Origin of the sequence: Aliarcobacter cibarius (genome assembly GCF_013372265.1) — a bacterium.
GTDB classification, from domain to species: Bacteria; Campylobacterota; Campylobacteria; order Campylobacterales; family Arcobacteraceae; genus Aliarcobacter; species Aliarcobacter cibarius.
In genome coordinates this window covers 338,583-360,537 of record NZ_CP054051.1, presented here as the reverse complement: position 1 = coordinate 360,537, position 21,955 = coordinate 338,583, and the positions used below count along the sequence as shown (strand labels likewise).

15 protein-coding genes, 1 rRNA gene and 1 pseudogene are annotated in these 21,955 nt (G+C 24.9%); 8 read left to right on the top strand and 9 right to left on the bottom strand.

The annotated features are described in order from the left end of the window. Nucleotides 1-28 precede the first annotated feature (28 nt). Nucleotides 29-1,546 (bottom strand): 16S ribosomal RNA (locus ACBT_RS01615). 927 nt (nt 1,547-2,473) lie between these two features. Between ACBT_RS01615 and ACBT_RS01610 the strand changes: the two genes are divergently transcribed. The 3 genes and pseudogenes from ACBT_RS01610 to ACBT_RS01600 all read left to right on the top strand — a co-directional run bounded on the left by ACBT_RS01610 (nt 2,474) and on the right by ACBT_RS01600 (nt 3,456). Next, complete coding sequence (locus ACBT_RS01610; protein ID WP_034218383.1) at nt 2,474-2,716, top strand: helix-turn-helix domain-containing protein; 243 nt, start codon at nt 2,474-2,476, stop codon at nt 2,714-2,716. A gap of 3 nt (nt 2,717-2,719) precedes the next feature. Beyond that, a pseudogene (locus ACBT_RS01605) lies at nt 2,720-2,958 on the top strand (HipA N-terminal domain-containing protein); the annotation flags it as partial. A gap of 18 nt (nt 2,959-2,976) precedes the next feature. Beyond that, entirely contained in the window at nt 2,977-3,456 is a 480-nt protein-coding gene (locus ACBT_RS01600) for a HipA domain-containing protein (protein WP_407647541.1), read from the top strand. Nucleotides 3,457-3,941: 485 nt separating this feature from the next. On the opposite strand, the gene ACBT_RS01595 is transcribed toward ACBT_RS01600, so the two are convergent. The 3 genes from ACBT_RS01595 to ACBT_RS01585 all read right to left on the bottom strand — a co-directional run bounded on the left by ACBT_RS01595 (nt 3,942) and on the right by ACBT_RS01585 (nt 6,155). Next, complete coding sequence (locus tag ACBT_RS01595; protein ID WP_024774265.1) at nt 3,942-4,319, bottom strand: hypothetical protein; 378 nt, start codon at nt 4,317-4,319, stop codon at nt 3,942-3,944. Nucleotide 4,320: 1 nt separating this feature from the next. After that, on the bottom strand, nt 4,321-5,601 hold the full coding sequence (locus ACBT_RS01590; RefSeq protein WP_024774264.1) for a type II toxin-antitoxin system HipA family toxin: 1,281 nt from the start codon (nt 5,599-5,601) through the stop codon (nt 4,321-4,323). A 206-nt stretch (nt 5,602-5,807) separates the two neighbouring features. Then, nucleotides 5,808-6,155, bottom strand: a complete 348-nt coding sequence (locus tag ACBT_RS01585; RefSeq protein ID WP_024774263.1) for a hypothetical protein — start codon at nt 6,153-6,155, stop codon at nt 5,808-5,810. Between the two features lie 226 nt (nt 6,156-6,381). Here ACBT_RS01585 and ACBT_RS01580 point away from each other — a divergent pair, with 226 nt between their 5' ends. Then, nucleotides 6,382-6,648 carry a PH domain-containing protein gene (locus ACBT_RS01580; RefSeq protein ID WP_024774262.1) on the top strand — a complete coding sequence of 89 codons (267 nt, stop codon included), beginning with the start codon at nt 6,382-6,384 and terminating at the stop codon, nt 6,646-6,648. Between the two features lie 57 nt (nt 6,649-6,705). Here ACBT_RS01580 and ACBT_RS01575 read toward each other — a convergent pair whose 3' ends face one another. From ACBT_RS01575 to ACBT_RS01560, 4 genes are all read right to left on the bottom strand, one after another. Next, nucleotides 6,706-8,031 carry a DnaB-like helicase C-terminal domain-containing protein gene (locus ACBT_RS01575; RefSeq protein ID WP_024774261.1) on the bottom strand — a complete coding sequence of 442 codons (1,326 nt, stop codon included), beginning with the start codon at nt 8,029-8,031 and terminating at the stop codon, nt 6,706-6,708. Nucleotides 8,032-8,045: 14 nt separating this feature from the next. Beyond that, nucleotides 8,046-9,557, bottom strand: a complete 1,512-nt coding sequence (locus ACBT_RS01570) for a replication initiation protein (RefSeq protein WP_024774260.1) — start codon at nt 9,555-9,557, stop codon at nt 8,046-8,048. Between the two features lie 1,909 nt (nt 9,558-11,466). Beyond that, nucleotides 11,467-12,483 carry a ParB/RepB/Spo0J family partition protein gene (locus ACBT_RS01565; RefSeq protein ID WP_024774259.1) on the bottom strand — a complete coding sequence of 339 codons (1,017 nt, stop codon included), beginning with the start codon at nt 12,481-12,483 and terminating at the stop codon, nt 11,467-11,469. Between the two features lie 12 nt (nt 12,484-12,495). Continuing rightward, the gene (locus ACBT_RS01560; protein WP_024774258.1) at nt 12,496-13,410 is read right to left on the bottom strand and encodes a ParA family protein; all 915 of its coding nucleotides are present in this window, start codon (nt 13,408-13,410) and stop codon (nt 12,496-12,498) included. 244 nt (nt 13,411-13,654) lie between these two features. On the opposite strand from ACBT_RS01560, the gene ACBT_RS01555 reads away from it, so the two are divergent. Next, nucleotides 13,655-18,454: a RecQ family ATP-dependent DNA helicase gene (locus ACBT_RS01555; protein ID WP_024774257.1), complete on the top strand. Its 4,800-nt coding sequence runs from the start codon at nt 13,655-13,657 to the stop codon at nt 18,452-18,454. Between the two features lie 76 nt (nt 18,455-18,530). Here the strand turns inward: ACBT_RS01555 and ACBT_RS01550 are convergent, their stop codons facing one another. Then, complete coding sequence (locus ACBT_RS01550; protein ID WP_024774256.1) at nt 18,531-19,169, bottom strand: hypothetical protein; 639 nt, start codon at nt 19,167-19,169, stop codon at nt 18,531-18,533. 183 nt (nt 19,170-19,352) lie between these two features. Between ACBT_RS01550 and ACBT_RS01545 the strand changes: the two genes are divergently transcribed. The 3 genes from ACBT_RS01545 to ACBT_RS01535 all read left to right on the top strand — a co-directional run bounded on the left by ACBT_RS01545 (nt 19,353) and on the right by ACBT_RS01535 (nt 21,940). After that, entirely contained in the window at nt 19,353-20,969 is a 1,617-nt protein-coding gene (locus ACBT_RS01545) for a type IV secretion system DNA-binding domain-containing protein (protein ID WP_024774255.1), read from the top strand. Nucleotides 20,970-21,053: 84 nt separating this feature from the next. Further along, nucleotides 21,054-21,461, top strand: a complete 408-nt coding sequence (locus tag ACBT_RS01540; protein ID WP_024774254.1) for a gamma-glutamylcyclotransferase family protein — start codon at nt 21,054-21,056, stop codon at nt 21,459-21,461. A 17-nt stretch (nt 21,462-21,478) separates the two neighbouring features. After that, nucleotides 21,479-21,940, top strand: a complete 462-nt coding sequence (locus ACBT_RS01535) for a hypothetical protein (RefSeq protein ID WP_024774253.1) — start codon at nt 21,479-21,481, stop codon at nt 21,938-21,940. Nucleotides 21,941-21,955: the final 15 nt, after the last annotated feature.

Here is a 21,955-nt window from a genome sequence, read left to right as displayed (position 1 = left end):
AAGAAACAAATCTTAACTTATTTCTCTGAAAGGAGGTGATCCAACCGCAGGTTCTCCTACGGTTACCTTGTTACGACTTCACCCCAGTCGCTGAATCCACTGTGGAAGGTAGCTACTTTAGCATCCCCGCTTCGAATGAGTTCAACTCCCATGGTGTGACGGGCGGTGAGTACAAGACCCGGGAACGTATTCACCGTAGCATAGCTGATCTACGATTACTAGCGATTCCAACTTCATGTAGTCGAGTTGCAGACTACAATCCGAACTGGGAGATATTTTATAAGATTTGCTCCACGTCACCGTATTGCGGCTCATTGTATATCCCATTGTAGCACGTGTGTAGCCCTGGACGTAAGGGCCATGATGACTTGACGTCGTCCTCACCTTCCTCCTACTTGCGTAGGCAGTCTCCTTAGAGTTCTCAGCCGAACTGTTAGCAACTAAGGACGAGGGTTGCGCTCGTTGCGGGACTTAACCCAACATCTCACGACACGAGCTGACGACAGCCGTGCAGCACCTGTATATAAGTTTCTGCAAGCAGACACCAATCTATCTCTAGAAAGTTCTTACTATGTCAAGTCCAGGTAAGGTTCTTCGTGTATCGTCGAATTAAACCACATGCTCCACCGCTTGTGCGGGTCCCCGTCTATTCCTTTGAGTTTTAATCTTGCGACCGTACTCCCCAGGCGGTACACTTAATGTGTTAACTGCATTACTGCAAGATCAAGTCTCACAACAACTAGTGTACATCGTTTAGGGCGTGGACTACCAGGGTATCTAATCCTGTTTGCTCCCCACGCTTTCGCATCTCAGCGTCAATAATGTTCCAGTAGATCGCCTTCGCAATCGGTATTCCTTCTGATCTCTACGGATTTTACCCCTACACCAGAAATTCCATCTACCTCTCCCACATTCTAGACTAACAGTTTTCAAAGCAGTTCTATAGTTAAGCTATAGGATTTCACTTCAAACTTATTAATCCGCCTACATGCTCTTTACGCCCAGTGATTCCGAGTAACGCTTGCACCCCCCGTATTACCGCGGCTGCTGGCACGGAGTTAGCCGGTGCTTATTCATATAATACCGTCATTATCTTCTTATATAAAAGGAGTTTACGCACCGAAATGTGTCATCCTCCACGCGGCGTTGCTGCATCAGACTTTCGTCCATTGTGCAATATTCCCCACTGCTGCCTCCCGTAGGAGTCTGGACCGTGTCTCAGTTCCAGTGTGACTGATCATCCTCTCAAACCAGTTATGCGTCATTGTCTTGGTAGGCCATTACCCCACCAACTAACTGATACAATACAGGCTAATCTCTTACCAATAAATCTTTCCCTTACTAACTTTAGTTAGTAAGGAGTATAAGGTATTAGCAAACGTTTCCATTTGTTATCCCTTAGTAAGAGGCATATTACCTATACATTACTCACCCGTGCGCCACTTAGCTGACAATTATAGCAAGCTATAACCCGTTCTCGTTCGACTTGCATGTGTTAAGCACGCCGCCAGCGTTCACTCTGAGCCAGGATCAAACTCTCCATAAATTATTGATTAATCTAATTAATCATTATGTAGTGTATGAAACTGACATTTTTGTTTTTTATTACTAAATTACAAAATTATCACTCAAATTTATAGACAAGAATTTGACTTCTTGTTCATTATTTTTTTGTATTGAATATTTAAGATTAACATATTCGGTTTACAAAGATTATTATCTTTACAAACTTACTTCATTTTTTAAAGATCTTAACTTAACCTCTCTCGGTCAAATTGGACGGGAATTATAATAGGATTTTTCTCAGTTGTCAAGAGCTATACGCTTAAATGTCGCTTAAATTTTGGAAATTTTGGATTTTACACTCTTAAATAATAATTTTAAATTAAACTTCATAATTTATTTACAAAGTAGCAACATAAAATCATTCAATTCACAATCGTTTCAATGTCAGTGCTTAATAAATAATCTTTTGTATTTCAATCTATATATCATAACTTCGAATTAATAATTTTTTATTTAATATTTTACTTTTAAGAATTTGTTATTAATTTCAATTTAATAAATTTTATTATTAGAGTTATCATATAATGCAAAATCAAATCTTCTACTATTTTTATTAATTGTAATATCTTAACTAAAAATATCTTTAATCTTTTTTTGAGTTGCTTGTGAAATATATTTAAAATTAGTGTTCAAATAAAAGTGTAAACACTGTTCAAGTCTTTCCGATTTTTGCACAATCCCATCAAATGGATTTGAATCTATAAGATTTGTGTAATATCAGTTTTTTAATTAAGCCATTTGTTATAATCAAAATAAATTATACTTTTGTATAATTTATAATTAATTACTGATTAAAATAGTATTATATTATACAAAAGTATAATTTTAAAGCTATAATTAATTATTCAATAAATAAAATATACATAAGTATAATTATAGATATAAAATCTATTTTCTAGGATTTATAATGGCAAAAAATGTAAAAATATCTACTATTCCTAACAACAATGTTATTACAGATGTAAAAGATTTTGGGAAACATCTAAAATATAAAAGAACAAGTCAAGGTTTGACTTTGGTTGAAGCAGCACAACTTTGTAATATTAATACTACAACTTTAATTAGGCTAGAAAAAGGCTCAGATGGTGTTAGATTATCAACAGCTTTATATGTGGCAAAAATGTTTGGCTTAAAACTAATATTGGAATAATAAATGACACAATTAAATATTTTTTATGATAAAGATGAAGTTGGGATATTAAAATATGAACCAATAGATGATGTTTTTTCTTTTGAATATAGTCATGATTGGAAAATAAAAGGTTTTGAATTATCTCCTTATATGAAATTTGATTCGATAATATCAAATAATGTAATTAAAAATTTTATAGAAATCTATTACCAGAGGGTAAAGGTAGAGAAATATTAACTAATATGTATCATATTTCTAAAAATAATCTATTTGCTCTTATTCAGCTAATTGGTAAAGATACAACAGGTGCATTAACTTTTAATTTAGAACATAATACATTTATAACAAGTTTTAGAGAAATTACAATTTCAGAATTATCACATAGAATAAAAGATAGAAAAAATGTACCTATTGCTGTTTGGGATGGAAATGTACGATTAAGTGTTGCAGGAGTTCAAGATAAATTACCAATTACAATTCTTGATAATAAATTTGGATTTGGAGAAGGAGAACTAGCATCAACACATATTTTAAAATTTGAATCAAATGATGATAATTTAGTTCTTAACGAATATTTATCTCTAAAATTAGCCTCTATTGCTGGATTAAAAACTCCAAATATTCAAATAGTAAATTTTGAAGATGAAATAGTCCTTCAAGTTGAAAGATTTGATAGAGAAATGATATCTAAGAACATATTTGAAAATAATATTATTCAAACACGTTCGGAATGTGGACATCAATATCGTTTTTCCTGACTTCATCAATGGGTCACCCAAATTAAAAATCTATAATATTTTGTATTTTTAGTTGTAAAAATTCAAAATTTATATTCTTTCTTTTGATTAATTTATTCTATTCTGTATATTGTTTAAAATGTTCAAATGCTTTTTTACTAACAAATTTTTGTCATAAATTTTTTCTATACTTATTTTACATTTTTTATAAACTTTATAAGAAATTATTGAATCAACTTAAGGCTTTTATACAATAATTCGATAAATATTGTATTTTAAGTAGTTAAATAATTATATTTTTGATTTATTTTATGAGATTTAAATAATAATACTACAATTTTAACTTCTTATTTTACGTATAAACATATAAAATTATATCGTGGGTCACCCAATTTTAAAATTAGAGGCCCATGAATTCGAGTTTTTGAGACCATTTTTTTAATAATTATGAAAAAGTGATGAAGTCAGGAGAGAAATGATATCTAAGAACATATTTGAAAATAATATTATTCAAACACGTTCGGAATGTGGACATCAATATCGTTTTTTTGTTTAACATCACTAGATTTTGTATCTTTTTTTGGTAAAGCCATTTCTTTAACATTTCTTTTTTTATTAAAAAAGTCTTCATCTTTTTTATTTAATAGTTCTTGGATATCTTCTAATACTTCTAGTCCTCTTAAAACATCAATGAATTTTTCTAAAGTTATCTTTCCACTTATTTCAAACTCTTGATATCTCCTACTTGTCATACCTATATGTTTAGCAAAATCTTTTTGGCTACCAAAATATTCTATTTCTCTTTTTCTCTTTTCTTTTGCTCTTTTACCTAATTCTTTTAATATCTCTTCTGTTGTTGCTAAGCTGAAATCTAATTCTGCCATTTTAAACTCCTTTAGTTAAAAGCTCATCTACAGCTTTTGTATCTTGTAATATATGTTTTGCAAAACTTTCTGGTATCTCATAATCTAAAAATGTTTTTACTAATTGACTATGCTTTAAATCTATCATTTTTTTAATTGTTTCTTTTAAAAAAGTATCACTAATACCAAAAGGCTTAACTTGCTCTTGTAACTTATCGTAAGTTATTCTATTTAAAACATTAACACCAACATACATCTGATGATAACCATTACTTGCATATGTTAAATCATATGCAGGAGCAAATGCCCATTTTCCAATATTATTCATAAGAAATGAAAAATTAGCTGCATGGTCATCTTTATTTCCAAATATTGCATTAAATAGCATTAGTTTTACAATTTGTTCTATTTGTGAACTTGAAATGTTTAATTTATTGGCACATCTTAAAAGGTCAATATAATCATTTGTTGTATCTGCTGGATCAATATGCATTAAACCAGCAAATGAGTGCATATGAAATCTTTGTTCTTTTATTCTATCAAATCTATAAGTTAAGAAGTGAGTATGACCTTCACAAACTAGCAGTTGACACTCACTCATTGTAATGTCTAATTGTTTAGCAAATAAATAGTATATATATTCTAACTTTGTAGGTATAGATGCATCTTTATATTTACTATCTAACATAGGATACATAGAGATATCTTTATCATCATATTTTATTATTACAGGTAAATATTCCTCTTTCAATTCATCTTGTTTTCGTAATAGACTAATAGTGTTATCTTTTTTATTAAACCCAACCGTTGCTTTTGCTCTAGCACCACCACCTGCAGAATTTGAAATGGCAATTAATGTTTTTAAAGCTGCTTGGGCATTGTTAAGTTCTTTATTCTCTTTATCTAATAAATTTTTAGATTCTTTATATAAATTAGAAATACTTAGTATCTCTTTATACTCATTTGTATCATACTCTGATGGATGAAACTCTAAAGCACCAATTGTATGAGTTCCTAAAAATTTTAGTCTTTCAAGTATAGTTGGCTTTCTTTTTAAATGTTCAAATAGAAATCTATCCATATATTCCATACCATATCTACCTGGTAAATTATCACTTATAAGACCAGGTAAACCATATTGATATTTAATATGACTAAAATTTTGCACACTTCTATTTCCTATTCGCATTTTAATAGGAGAAAATTCTAAAAGGTTCTCATCTGAATATTTAAATAAAATAGAACCTTTTTTATTATCAACAAGCTGTCCTACTTCTTTATCCCATGCTTTTACAATTACCATTGTTGCTCCATATATACTATTATCTGCGTATTATTACATATTTTATATAAAATATGTATATTATTTACGTATATTTAGAAAAGAATTTTTACAGGGCGATATAGAAATAGATTATGGGTTGCGTAAATGATTGATAGCACAAAGCCAATAGATGATGCAACACCACTTGACGATACATCAGGATTAAAACTTCCTAAAAATAAATCTTATTCTTTAAAAAAGATATATGTAAAGGAAGCTGAAAATATTGCAGATGCAACAATTAAATACTTATCTGTTTTTTTTCTTTTTTTTAGTTCATTATGCAAGTAATTACAATCTGGAAATACTTTTTTATTATCTAATTGAGAGATATTTGGAGTCTTTGGAAAGAGTAATTCTTCTTGTTTTTCAATACTTAGTTTTAGAAAATCATCAACATCTAAATTTAGATATTTAAACTTTTGACAATAATCACCAACACTACTTCTAGATACATTTAATGCACTTGATGTTTGTCTTACTGACAAATCTAATTTAAAATGCAGTCTAATAATTTCTGCAATCTTTTCCATTTTTATTTTCCTCATTTCTACTCCAAAAAATTCTATTTTTGAAGTATATAAATTTAGAAAATCTCATTTGCTGAATTTAATCTTAATTATCGGTTTTTACCTTTTAGTGTCCGGCTTCACTCCGACATTGGTGTCCAGTTCAGACCGATTTTTGCATATAAAATTACTAATATTCTTTTGCATCATACTATCTTTATTAACATTTGGAATAACTCTATTATTTGCTTTGTACTATATAATAATTCTTTATACAACGGAACAGGCTATTACAAATAAAAGAGTAGTATTTAAAAATGGTTTAATTGCTAGAAAAACAGAAGAAATGAATTTAAATAGAGTAGAAACTGTTGAAGTAGAACAAAGTATATTAGGTAGAATATTTGGATATGGTAATGTTAAATTAACAGGAACTGGATCTAGCTTTGTAATATTTAAATTTGTTGAAGATCCCTTAGAAGTTAGAAAAAGTATTACTGAAACATTATCTGAGTGAAATAAAATAAAATTATTTTGTTTTTTTCAAAACGACTGACTAGTGTATCTTAGCAAACTATTCAAACTCAATAATTGTAGGTTCATTTTCTACTTTATTGAGAAATCTTGCAGATTTTCCTTCAAAAGAAACTTTAGCCGTACCTACTCTACCATCTCTATTTTTCAAAATTAATATCTCTGCATCCTCTATATTGCCTTGACTAAACATGCTTGGTTTATTTTTTTCTTTTTTATAATAAGCATCTCTGTATAAACCTAAAACAATATCTGCATCTTCCTCAATGTTTCCAGAATTTTTTAAATCACTTAACATAGGTCTTTTATTTTCTCGTGACTCTAATGATCTATTTAATTGTTGAAGTAAAAAAACTCTAATGTTATAATCTCTTGCAATTTTCTTTAACATTGCACTAATATGACCTATTTCTATATCTTCCCTAGTTTTTCCTAATAGTTGAATTTTACCTGTATGATCAATAAATACATTTTTTATATTAGGATTTTTTCTTAAAGTTACTTTTATTCTATTTTGGAGTTCTAAAATTGTTGGATATGCTTTATCATGTATAATTAATTCAGAATTTTCGTAAAAATCAACTGCTTCATTAAAGTTATCAATATTTCTAATTAATCCTTTTTTTAAATCAGTTAAACTTTCTCCAGATTTTGATGCAATTAATCTACTTACAATTTTTTTTCTAGGCATTTCTAAAGATTCTATTAATACACCATTTTTATCTTTTAAAGCTTGTGTTGCTATTGTTGAAATAATACTTGTTTTACCCATAGAAGGTCTTGCTGCAATTACAATTAAATCTCCATCTTCAAAAGCACCAATAATATTATCTAAAGCATCTAATCCACTGCTTTGTCCCAAAATTTTAGATCCATTTAGTGAAGCTTTTTTCATATCTTCTTTGATCTCTTTAATCGTATCTTTTATTGAAGGAATCTTTTGTAAAGTTTCATTTTCAATATTTTCTATATTAATATGAATATTAGTAATAATATCTTGACTATTTTTTTCATTACTTATATTAACTATAATATTTTTAGAAAGATACTCTAATTTTCTTAATTTAGAACTCTCTTTAAGCTCCAAAGCATAAGCTTGTGGTTCTGTAATTGGTTTTGAGCTTACTATATCTAATAAAATATTTTCATTGAAATTCTCTCTTGAAATTCTATTTCTAATAAACTCCTCATCAATTGGTAAACCCTCTTCCTGTAGATTTAACATGACCTCATATATGTCTTGATGTGCTTTTAAATAAAAATCATCTTTTTTTAAAATTAATGAAACTTCAAAAATCTGTTCATAGTCAAAAATAATTGAACTTAAAATCAATCTTTCAATATTTAGTATATTTGTAAAATCCAAATTATCCCCTATTTTTATTCGTTATATGACGAGTAATTTTTTTCAACGCTATTTTCTTCAATAAATAACTTAATTTGCTCAAATGTTAAAAGTGATTTTGATTTCTCAACATCTTGAGTTGGATCCTCTAGATTATTTATATGTAATCTGTATTTTGTTATACCTTTGCTATCTAACTCTTCTTTTATATCCGTTACAACATATTTTATACTCTCTTTGTTTCCAAAAGAGTCGTTTTTTGTAATATATATAATTTTATTAATAAACTGTTCTATATTATTAATAAACTCTGGTTTTATTATTTGTACTTGCCCTACTTTATCTTTATTGTTGTATAGATATTTCCAAATTACTAAACTTTCTTCTTTAGTAATAATTTTTCCAGTTTCAGTATTAAATAAATAACCACTATCTTCATCTATTTTGAATATTGTATCTTCATCAAATCCTGGCATATTATTACCAATTTCTTTACCTCTAAATTTCTCAACAACTTTTGATTTAAAGGCTCTAAAATCTTTTATTGCACTTAATCTTTCAATTTCATCTAATTCTGTATCTTTACTATCTTGAACAAAATCATTAGGAAATAGTTTTTTAAGTTGTTCTTCTAATTTATCTCTATTTTCACAAACTATATTTGTTTGATTATTTGAATGTTGCTCTTTTAATACTATTAGATTATCTTCTAAAGTAACACTTTGCACTGTATAATATTTTCCTAAATATTTACACTCTTTTTCATATAAGTATGAATATGGTCTACTTTCACTAATTGAACCTTCTAATAAAACATCACTATTTATTCTAGTTACATGAAATATAATATATTCAACTTTTGGTCCAATTTTTTCTTCAGAGTATTTCAAATAAAGAGTATTTGAACTAGTATTAATTTCATCAATAATTACTTCAATTACATCTTTTTTAAAGTTAGTATATCTAATATACTTATTTTTTAAATCCAATATCTCTTTAATTGTCTCTACTTTTAGTTTGATTACATTTAAAGAATTTGATTTAAAATATTCATAAAGTTTTAAAGTATGTTTATATTTAAAATTAACAATATCTATTAAATCGTACATGAAGAAATTTTTCTTTAAATTTATTAAGTATTCACTCATATCATCATTAAAATTAATTAATATCTTCTTTGAATACTTATCAAATTTAAAATCATTTCTAATAAGCCCTACTTCTCTAAAAGAGTTTTCTTCTTCAAAAGTAATATAAATATTAGCTAATCTTTTTAAAGATTTTTTTGTTTCACTGTATAAATGCTTTTCGTTAATGTTGAGATGTCTAATTTCATCAGTTGTTATTTCATAAAAATCTTGAAAAAGAGAATCTTTACTATCTACTTTTGATATGATAAGCTTGAATATTTTTAAATCATTTACTGTAAAGGGAGAGACATCACCTTTTATAAATTTATTAAGTTGAACAACTTTTCTATTTTTAAACAGTTTTTTTTGCTCTTCCGCTAATAGTTGTTGCTTTGTCATTAAAACATCTTTTTTCATATCGTCTCTTTTTCTTAAAATGTTATTGTATATTATCAAATCTTTCTTAAATTTCTCAAAAAATATGCTAAAGGATAGATATTTTTCTCAAAAAATTAGTTTTTATAGTTTTTCTTCTCATTTTATATGTTATATATGCCTATTAGCATATGATTTGAGAATATTATCAATTCATTGAGAGTTTTTTTATCTTATTTCTCAAATTATATGTTAGTTGAATATTTCAGTATTTATAAGTAATTCCATTATTACGATTACCTATTAAAATTTATTACTTCCATCATATTTACATTTCTCATTTTATATGCTAAAGACTGCCTATTAACATACAATTTGAGAAAAATTGTTTTAATTCTCTCATATTTAATGATAAGTCTAAAACTTCTCATTTTATATGTTATATCTATTTATAAACTATTTATTCTGATTAAATGCCCCCTATTCCCTAGTTTATAAGCTGATACTATATTCGTTTTATAAAATTATTGATCTTATTTAACTTTATATTTTCTCATTTTATATGTTATATATGCCTATTAGCATATGATTTGAGAATATTATCAATTCATTGAGAGTTTTTTTATCTTATTTCTCAAATTATATGTTAGTTGAATATTTCAGTATTTATAAGTAATTCCATTATTACGATTACCTATTAAAATTTATTACTTCCATCATATTTACATTTCTCATTTTATATGCTAAAGACTGCCTATTAACATACAATTTGAGAAAAATTGTTTTAATTCTCTCATATTTAATGATAAGTCTAAAACTTCTCATTTTATATGTTATATCTATTTATAAACTATTTATTCTGATTAAATGCCCCCTATTCCCTAGTTTATAAGCTGATACTATATTCGTTTTATAAAATTATTGATCTTATTTAACTTTATATTTTCTCATTTTATATGTTATATATGCCTATTAGCATATGATTTGAGAATATTATCAATTCATTGAGAGTTTTTTTATCTTATTTCTCAAATTATATGTTAGTTGAATATTTCAGTATTTATAAGTAATTCCATTATTACGATTACCTATTAAAATTTATTACTTCCATCATATTTACATTTCTCATTTTATATGCTAAAGACTGCCTATTAACATACAATTTGAGAAAAATTGTTTTAATTCTCTCATATTTAATGATAAGTCTAAAACTTCTCATTTTATATGTTATATCTATTTATAAACTATTTATTCTGATTAAATGCCCCCTATTCCCTAGTTTATAAGCTGATACTATATTCGTTTTATAAAATTATTGATCTTATTTAACTTTATATTTTCTCATTTTATATGTTATATATGCCTATTAGCATATGATTTGAGAATATTATCAATTCATTGAGAGTTTTTTTATCTTATTTCTCAAATTATATGTTAGTTGAATATTTCAGTATTTATAAGTAATTCCATTATTACGATTACCTATTAAAATTTATTACTTCCATCATATTTACATTTCTCATTTTATATGCTAAAGACTGCCTATTAACATACAATTTGAGAAAAATTGTTTTAATTCTCTCATATTTAATGATAAGTCTAAAACTTCTCATTTTATATGTTATATCTATTTATAAACTATTTATTCTGATTAAATGCCCCCTATTCCCTAGTTTATAAGCTGATACTATATTCGTTTTATAAAATTATTGATCTTATTTAACTTTATATTTTCTCATTTTATATGTTATATATGCCTATTAGCATATGATTTGAGATGTAGATATTCTCTATTCATATGCTATAACATCTCATTTGAGATGATGAAATTCACATATTATATGTAAGTAAATAGCTTCTAATATCGATACAGTAGGACTTAGAGAGATTCATATAAATACTTTATAAAAAGTCTTATAAAAATAAATAAACTCTCTAAGAAAAAAAGAGATTATTTTTCTATTTTTGAATTAATAGTTAAATAAATTTTTTCTATCTCTTTTAATTTTAAATCTATAAATAATTTATCTTCTTGGGATAATGAAGAATAAACTTTTTTAGATAATCTTTTAGAGTAATAATTAACTTTATCAAAAATATTTTTATTTACAGGTTCATCTTTAGTTGTCGATTTTTTTAAATTATCTATATAAATTTTTAACTCATTTACAGATAATTTTTTATTTTTCAATAATTCTAAAATTTTTGTTATTTCATTAGGATTTTTTAATTTAGATTTTAATACTTTAGCTTGACTGTAAGTTATTTGTTCATCTATTAAAGCTTGTTTAATTAAAGGATCTAATTTTAAGACAGATAATCTATCAACAAATGTAATAATATCAAATCGCCCTATTTTTTCAAAAACATCACTAACATTTTTATGTAGAATCTTTTCCTCTTCATTTAAACTACTTTTTCCAGCTTGAAAGTTTTTAACTTTATTTAAAAAACTTTTAACACTTTCAATATCTTTAAAGTTACATGCCAGTTGAATATGTTCTAAAATAGATAATGTTTCATCATAAGTATTTAAATCTTCTCTATTTAAATTTTCACTAGATCTCATAAATCTTGCAAGTTCATCACTTACATTCTCCAAAATAATTGCAGGCACTTGTTTTGAACCATTTAATTTCAAAGCTCGAATTCTGTTTTCACCATGGATTCTCTCTAATTTACCATCTTTTTTTCTTAACATAACAGGATTTAGTAGACCTGTTCCTAAAATACCTGTGCCTTCTTTTGCTAGTTTTGATATATTTTCAGCTAGTTCAAGTAATTTAGATTTTGAATAAGAAATACGATTGTGCATCAATATATCATTTTCTAATTTTAGTTCATGTATTAGATCTATATCAACTAGAGTAACAGTTGTATTATTTTTTAGTACAATTTCTTGCTCAGCTTTTAACTCGTCTATAGTGTTATTTATAGAAGTGATTCTTTGAGGTTTAACTTTTGCCATATTGTTATATCCTTAATTTAATTCATCAGCTATGTTATCAATCATTAAAATTAAATCTTGATTTTGTGATCTTTGAAAGTCCATTATATATGGAACTAAAAAATATTTTAAGCTAGGAGCTTCTTGAACACAAGATTTTTGTGGAAATGGATTCATAACTTTACATTTTATATTTCTAAGATTTTGAGTTTCATGAAGTAGGGTAGGTATTCTTTTAATTTCTGCAAGAGTTTCTTTTGCATCACTAATTCTTTTATCAAACATATTAGGAACTAAAACAATTTTTTCTAGATTATTTAAATTTTCAGATATAAAAATTTTATCTAAGGTTCTAAAAAAACCAACCATTCCATCAGTATCAACATTTTTAGTTGGAATAGGTATTAAAATAGATTTTGCACATTTTAATATTGCAGTTGTAATTATTCCAAAAGAAGGTGGGGCATCAATAATAATTTTATCATATTTAGATTTTAAATTATTTATAAAATTTGATAATATAGTTATCTTTTCATCTCTTTTAAAATCATCTGATTCTGTTAAGTTTAATAGTTGAAAATTTGATGGGAAAAAGTCAATTTCAATTGTATCCTCAAGATAATGTGGTTGTAACATTTTACCTTTATTAGGATTATCAATATATTTAGTAGTTTTAATAGAAATAGGGCTTACATTTTCATTTCTAAAAACATTTGTTATATTACTTACATCATATTTAATTACACCATTTTCTTCAGTATATGTAAATGCACCATAAGAATATCCAAAAAATGCGCCTGAAAGAGTTGCTTGAGGATCTAAATCTATTAATGCTGTTTTATAACCTTTATTTGCATAAGAGTATGCTAATGCTTGTGAAAAAGTTGATTTACCAACACCACCTTTTTGAACTGTAACACCTATAACTTCACCAAGATTTTTTTCCATTTTTTTCCTTTATTCGTTATATAACGAGTAATATTTGTTTAATATTAGCATAAATATTTTTATAAAACAAGTAATACACGAAATGTTTATGATATAAATATTTATTACTCGTTACATAACGAATAACTATAGTTTTTAAATTAAAATATTGATTAAAAGTATTTTAAATGTAATATTTTTACAAAAATATTACATTTAATTGTTATTATAAAAATCAACCATAGTTTAAAATTTAGGATGAATTTTGAATAATATAATTTTTTGTGATATTGAAGCTAGTATTAAAACTAAAAAAATAAATGAAGTAGGACTAGTTTATAAAAATTCTAATTTTAAAACATCTTCAATAGAAGAAGCAAAAAAATTTATTAGTATTTGTAAAACAGATTTTATTTCAGGACATAATTTCATCGATTTTGATTTAAATATATTGAAATATAGTAGTTTATACAAAGATATAGTAAATTATAAAATAATAGATACTTTACCATTGTCTTTACTACTTTTTAATGAAAAAACAATCCATAGCTTACCAAAAAATTATAAGAATGAAGATGATTTTGATAATAATCCAGTTGAAGATTCTAAAATTACTGCTATATTATTTGATAAATTATTAGAACGATTTAATGAAATACCAAATGATACTAAAAATATATTTTACTCACTTCTTAAAAATAATCAATATTTTAGTGGTTTTTTTGAATATATATGTTTAAGTACTAAATTGATAGATTTAAATTTTGAAGATTTATTCAATTTAATAAAAAATAAACATAATAAAACTATTGTTAATTTTGAGTATTTGAAAGATGTATTGATTTCAAATAAAGTTGAATTAGCTTATATATTAGCTTTATTGACTCCATATATTGAAATTAAAGCTCATCCTCCAAAGATTTTATTTTCTTATCCAAATATTGTTGAAATCCAAAAAAAACTTTGTTTTGATAGGGAATTATCAAATAAAATTTTAAGTGATTTTTCAAAAGAAGTTTTTGGATTTGGTACATTTAGAGAATTTCCACGATTGAATGCCAATATTCTTGATAATCCATCTATTTCACAAAGAGAAATAGTAGAAGCTTCTTTAAGAGATGAATCTTTTCTAGCAATTTTACCAACAGGTGGTGGAAAAACTTTTACTTTTTGGTTACCTGCAATTTTCAAATCAAATTCTTATAAAGGTTTAACAGTAGTTATTTCTCCACTTCAAGCTTTGATTGAAGATCATATAAAAAGTTTTAATTTGAAAGTTGCAAATTATAAAGCAGTTGCAATTAGTGGATTCATGAGCCCATTAGAAAGAAGTGAAGCAGTTGAACAAGTTGTTAATGGTGAAGCTGATATTTTATATATAGCACCAGAATCTTTACGTTCAAACACAATATTTAATATTTTAAAAAATAGACTTATTGAAAGATTTGTTATTGATGAAGCACATTGTTTATCAACTTGGGGGAATGATTTTAGGCAAGATTACTATTATATATGTGAATTTATAAAAGATTTGTTAGATAAAAAGAATTTTCAAAATCATATTCCAATTTCATGTTTTACTGCAACAGGGAAACCTAGTGTAATAAAAGATATAGAAAATTACTTTTTAGAAGGATTATCGATTAAACTTGATAAATATTTAGCTGTACCTGAAAGAAAAAATTTAAAATATAAATCAATACCATCAAGTGGAAAATATAAGTATTTAGAACTTTTAAAATTAATAAATGAGCATGATGGTGCAACTTTAGTTTATATTCCAACATCTACAAAAAATTGTGATGAAATAGCAAATAAAATAGCAATGGATACAAATAAAATAGTAAAATCTTTTCATTCAAAAATTGAATCTCAAGAAAAGATGCAAATATTAAAAGATTATATTGAAAATAGGGTAGATATAATTGTTGCAACAACTGCTTTTGGAATGGGAGTTGATAAAGCAAATATTACAAATGTTATACATTACGAAATATCTGATTCCTTAGAAAATTATGCACAAGAAGCTGGAAGAGGGGCTAGAGATGAAAATTTTGAAGCATATTGTCCTATTTTATTTGATGAAGATGATTTGGATAAACATTTTGTTTCATTAAATAGATCAAAATTAACTGCAAGTGAAATAAATTCTATATTTTTAGTAATTAAAAGATCAAAAGGTAATGCAATTAATAAAACAGCATTTGAATTAGCAAAAGATGCTGGTTGGGATGTAGAAGATAAATCATCAGACTACAGTACTAAAGTTAAAACAGCATTATTAGAACTAGAAAGAGAAGGTTATATTAGTAGAAAAAGAAATAAAACTAATTTTTTTGCTGATTCTATAGTTTCTAAATCAATGGAAAAATTACATATAAAGCTAAAGGAATCATTTTATTCTGAAGAAGAAAAGCAAAGATTAATACTTGTTTTACAAAATATTATTGGAAGAGGTAAACCTGAAGCAGTGCAGGTTGATGAATTAGCACATATTTTAGGATACACAAAAAATGAAATTTCATTAGCTATTAATCAATTAAAACAATTAGAACTTTTAGGTGACAGTAAAGATTTAAGTTTGGAAATAAGTATTTATAGTTTAAATAAATTTAAAAAAATTAAAGAGATAGAATTAGTACTGTTTAACTATTTAGAGTTATTAAATAGTTCAAGAGTTAGAATTAGAGAATTAAATGAGGAGTTAAATAAAAAAGAGTTAACTACAAAAAATGAATCTGAATTAATTAAATCAATAATTAAAAATTGGAGAAGTAAATCAAATTTTATTTTTAGTAGACAAAATAGAGAACAAGACTTATGGTATTTTAAATTTGAGAACTTACAAAATTTAAAAGATAGAATTCACAAAAACCATATAATTAGTGAAAAAACTTTATCTATTCTAACAAAAGATTTAAATAATAAACAAAAAGAGGAAATTGTTATCTCTTTAAAAATATTACATGACTCAATGAATAAAGAATATGATATTGAAGAAATTGATAAAGCATTATTATATTTACATCATTTAAATATTTTGGAATTATTAAAAGGGCGATTTATAAATTATTCTCCAATGATTATAGAAAAAGAAGAAAAATTTCAAACAAAAAGAAAATATACAAATAATGAGTATAAAAATAGATTAGAACAGCATTATCAAACAAAAATAGAATCTATTCACATAATGGGAGAATATGCGAAAAGGTTGAAGGATGACGATCATAAAGCCATTTTATTTTTAAGAGACTATTTTACTTTATCTTATGAGAATTTTAAAGATAAGTATAAACTTTCAAAAGAGAAAATCTCAAAACCAATTACTCAAAAAAGATATAACAAAATATTTGAAAAAATGTCAGAAGAACAAAAAGAAATTATTAATGATAAAGATACAAAAGCTATGATGATTCTTGCTGGTCCAGGGAGTGGTAAAACTAAAGTTCTTGTCCATAAAATTGCTTCTTTGATTTTAACTGAAGATATAAAGCCAGAGCAATTTATGATGTTAACTTTTTCTAAAAGTGCAAAAATGGAGTTTAAGACAAGACTAAATAGTTTAATTGGTGCTTTGTCTTATGATGTTGAAATTCAAACATTTCACTCATATGCACTAAAATTAATTGCAAGAGTAGCGAATAAAGAAAATAAAATAATTCTTGAAAATGCTATTGAAGAGGCAACAAGACAAATAAATGAAAAAGAGATAACTTTACCACATATTACTATTTTAGTTTTAGATGAATTTCAAGATATTAATGAAAAAAGTTTTGAGTTTGTAAAAGCAATTTATAAAGCAACTAATGAAGATATTAAAATTATTGCTGTTGGAGATGATGATCAATGCATAATGGATTTTAATGGAGCACAAGTTAATTTTATAGATAAATATAAGAAAGAGTTTGGTTATGACGAAGATGGTAATGAAGTATACAAACAATACGAGTTACTTTGTAACTTTAGAAGTAAAAAAGATATTGTAAATTATTCAAATGATTTTATTACAAAAGTAACAAAGCGTTATAAAACTAAGCCTTTATATTCAAATAGTTTAGATTCTGGTTCAATAAATATTTATTCTTTTTTATCAAAAAATATGATAATTCCTCTTATAGAGCTTGTAAAACAAGAGAAAAGTATAAGTAATATTGCAATTTTGGTAAAAACAAATGAAATGGTTTTAGATATTTATTCAATATTACAAGATAATAATATTGATGCTAGATATTTAATTGAACGAGATAAATTTGAATTAAAAAATATAATAGAATTAATTGAATTTGATAAAGTTTTAAATAGCTATTTAGAAGAAGAGATATCTTACAAAGAGATTTATTTTGAAAAAGCATTAAAATTTACAGAGAGTAAATTTAAAAATTCTGTGAATATATCTTTACTTCATAAAATTATTGATAAATTTTTGAATGAAAGTGACAGTTATAAGATTTCAGAGTGGATTAGTTATTTAGAAGAGATAAGATTAGAAGATTTTGAAATTTATAATAAAAATATAATTATTTCAACGATTCATAAATCGAAAGGTTTAGAATTTGATAAAGTCTATCTATTAGTAGATGGAAACCCGATAAATGATGAAGAAAAGAGACTTTTTTATGTTGGAATGACAAGAGCAAAAGATGAATTAAATATATTTAGAAATGGAAGAGATATTAGCAATAAAAAAGATTATATAAAATATTTTTATGACGAACAACAGTATCTCATTGAAAGTAAAACATTTACTCATGTAATGTCTTTAGAAGATCTAAACCTAGGATTTGATTATGAAAAATTTGTTGTGAATAATTCATTGATTTCTGGAGTTAAATTAACTATTGAGAAAAAAGAGAATTTTAAAAATTTATGTTTAATATTTGAAAATAAAATAGTAGCAACATTATCAAGTAGATTTAATTTATTGATACTGGAAAAATTTGAGAAAGGTTATCTATTTAAGGATTGTATTGTAGAATATATTGTTTTATGGGAAGATAAAAATTTAAATAAAGTTTTAAAACATCCTCTTTGTAAAATTATTATGCAAAAGAATATAATCACTTAAATATTATTTTGATAATTTTTCTGATTTTAAATGTATAATTTTATTTACTTTTTTATGAGATAAAATTTAAAATAATTCACTCATCTTTTTCTTTATAGTCTTCCATTTCAAAAGCAAAACGTAATTCAGGGCCATTATCTTCATCTTCATAATTATTTTCTGAATCATCTTGATACATATCATAATCATCATATTCTTGAATTTCAAAAAATTCTCTATGCAGTCTATCAGTGATTTTTTCTATTTCAGTTTTTAAATTATCATAATTTTTACAAATATAATTTAAGATAGATAGATGTTCATTTTTAAATGTATCTACAGTTTTAAAAATCATTTTTGCATTATAATTTTTATCGGCTATTTCAAAAAATATCTTTTTAGAGTAAAGTTTTTCAGCAAATAGTTCTAATGATATAGAATTTGAATTTTCATTGTAATGTTCAATAAATAGCTTAATTATTTTGTTCAAATATTGGTAGTCTGTTTCTTGGGCTAATTTAGTTAAAAAATCTATTGATGAATTCTCTAATATTTCGAAACTTTTTTCCTTATCAACTCTTTTTATTCTATTTGTTGTTAAATATTCCTCTAATTCTTCTAGCGTAAAAGCATAATCAAGTAGATCAAATATCTTTCTTTTTTGATGTTTTGTCCATTTATAATATGTTGGAGATGAGAATTCAAATAAATCAACCATGATTTTTTCACGAGTCATTTTTAGCCTACTTAATATATGAAAGTTTTTCTTATTGTATCTAATAAACACTAAACAATTATCAATCTTGACAAAAGTTTAATATTAATATATAATACTAAATCTGCTTTATATTCGTATATTATATCATATATTAATATATTTAACCATTTTAATTATATAAATCAACACGGAGATTTTGTTATGGAACTAGGTTTTAATAGAAAAGAATCAAGAGTTGTTAATAATTTAGTAATAAATCATGATTTTACTAATGCAATTATCTTTGGAAGAACAGGTAGTGGAAAAACTTCATGTGCAATATTGCCAAATATTGAAGATAGAATAAAAGATGACTTTGGAGTGTTGGTTTATGATTTTAAAGGAAATTTACATACACAAGTTAAATATATTGCAAATAAGTATGATAAGTTAAATAAAGTAATAGAAATAGGTAAACCTTGGGGAGCTAAAATAAATCTTTTTGATTATTTAAATCTTAATTATTTATCACTTATTGCTTCAAACAATAGTGAAAGAGATCCATATTGGGATAATGCTGCTAGAAGTCTATTTGAAACAGTTGCAAAGATTCATAAAGATATTAATTATTTAGTTAAAGAGTTATACCACTCATGGGCAAGAGAGTATTCACATTCTGATATTAGAGAATTAGAATTTTTAAAAGAGTTATCTTTTAAACAAGTTCTTAAATATGTAAATTGTATTGACAGTATGAAAGAGTTTGTTCAAAATGCGTCAAGAGCTATTGATTTTATAGAGAGTCAAATAAATAAAATAAACTTTACAAAAGATTTAAAACAAGAGTATGAACAATATTTAGAATCATATAAATTTAGATGTGTAAAATTAAAAGATTTAGTTGAAACATTAGAATATTATAAAAATATAAAAAAAGATACTGATACTGGTAGAAGTGCAGTTTTAAATCATTTAAACAGTGTTCTTATGGATGTAGCTAGCAAAGATTTTTTAAATAGTTCAAAAATAGATGTGGTTGAAGAACTAAGAGCTGGTAAAATAGTTATTATAGATGTTTCTACACTTAACGAAAATAGTATGAATATATTAAATTTAGCAATATACACTAGACTTCAAAGAGGTTTATTTAGCAGTATGCATCCAGTTACTATATTTATTGATGAAGCACAAAAGATTTTAAATAAGGATTATTTACCTCAAGTTGATGTTTGTAGAGAGAGTAAATTTGAGTACATATTAACTACGCAAGATGAAGTTCTTTTAGAAAATAAATTAGGAGAAAGTAAGTTTGAAGAGCTTTATACAAATATTGTCTCAAAATATAGTTTTGCAACAAATAGTAATGAAATAAAAGGAAAATTTGAATACATAGATTTAAATACAATGAAAAAAGCTACTGCACAACCAATGTTTTTTGAAAGTAAAGATTTAATTAAAGTAGAACATCAATTTCAAAAATCTAATTTGATTTTAGCATTTAGTGATTATGAAGCATATATAGATGAAATATATATTTTAAAGTATGATGAGAAATTAATAGAAGATTATAAAGTATTAGTTCAAACTATTGATAATGATATTTTTGAAACTAAATATATATCTTATCCAGATTTTCAATCATTTAAGAAAAAATATAGTTATAGTGATAATAGCTATAGGCATTACTTTATAGATGATTTTGAATTTAATGAGTATGAAGAGTTAATTGTTGAAAATATAAATGAAGAAGAGATAGAAACAAGTTTAGATGATGATTCTAGTGTTGATGAAATAGTAAAAAGAATTAAGAAGTTAATGTTAGATGATGAAACAGCCTAAGAATATTTTTCTTTTTTAACTATAAATTTTTCTTAAAAAGAGAAAATAAATATTAACAACTAAAAAACATAAAAGGTTAATTAAATGAAAGAGATTTATGTATTTACATATGGAACTTTAAAAAGAGGATTTTCTAATAATCATTTTTTAAATGATGCAATATTTATATCAAATGCTATTACTTGTGATAATTATCAAATGTATCCTTGCAGTAATAAAAATTTCCCTTTTTTAATTAAAAGTGAAAACGTTCAACAAATAAAAGGTGAAGTTTTTAAAACAAATTCTAAAAAAGTACTAGATGATTTAGATTATCTTGAAAATTATCCGAATTTATATCTAAAAGAGTTCATAAAAGTAAAACTTGAAAATAATTCTATAGTTGAAGCTTTAGTATACTTCAAAAATGAAAAGAGTTATTTAAATGCTGTTGATTATTCTATGCCAATTAATGAATGGAATGATAATTATAAAAATAGTTTTTTAATTTAAATTATAAAGGATTTTAAGTGATATTCTCAAAACAAGATTTTTTAAATATATTTAATATTTATGCAATAGATTTAACATGGATTCTTTTAATTGCTTCATTTGTTTCATTTGTTATGTATACATTTTTGAAAAGAAAAATATTGTTTAAAACTTCTATTTTTTCTATTTTGCTATCAGGAGTAATGACAATATCATTTATTTATTTTAATGATATTGATTTATTCTTACCGATGAAAATGGATAAATATAATTATAATAAAATGGCAGAAGATATTAAAAATAGTGAAGATAATCAAAAATATCAAGCTTTTAGGGAATTTATTGATGAATTAATAATAAGTCGAGATTTAACGAAAGCAGATCTTGAAGGATTGACTTTAATGGATAAATCGGAAACTTTTAAAATAAATTTTGAAATAGAGGTTCAATCAGAAAAAGATGTTGGAATGATTTTGAAAGTAATGAATGAAAATCAATAATTATTTATAGAATTT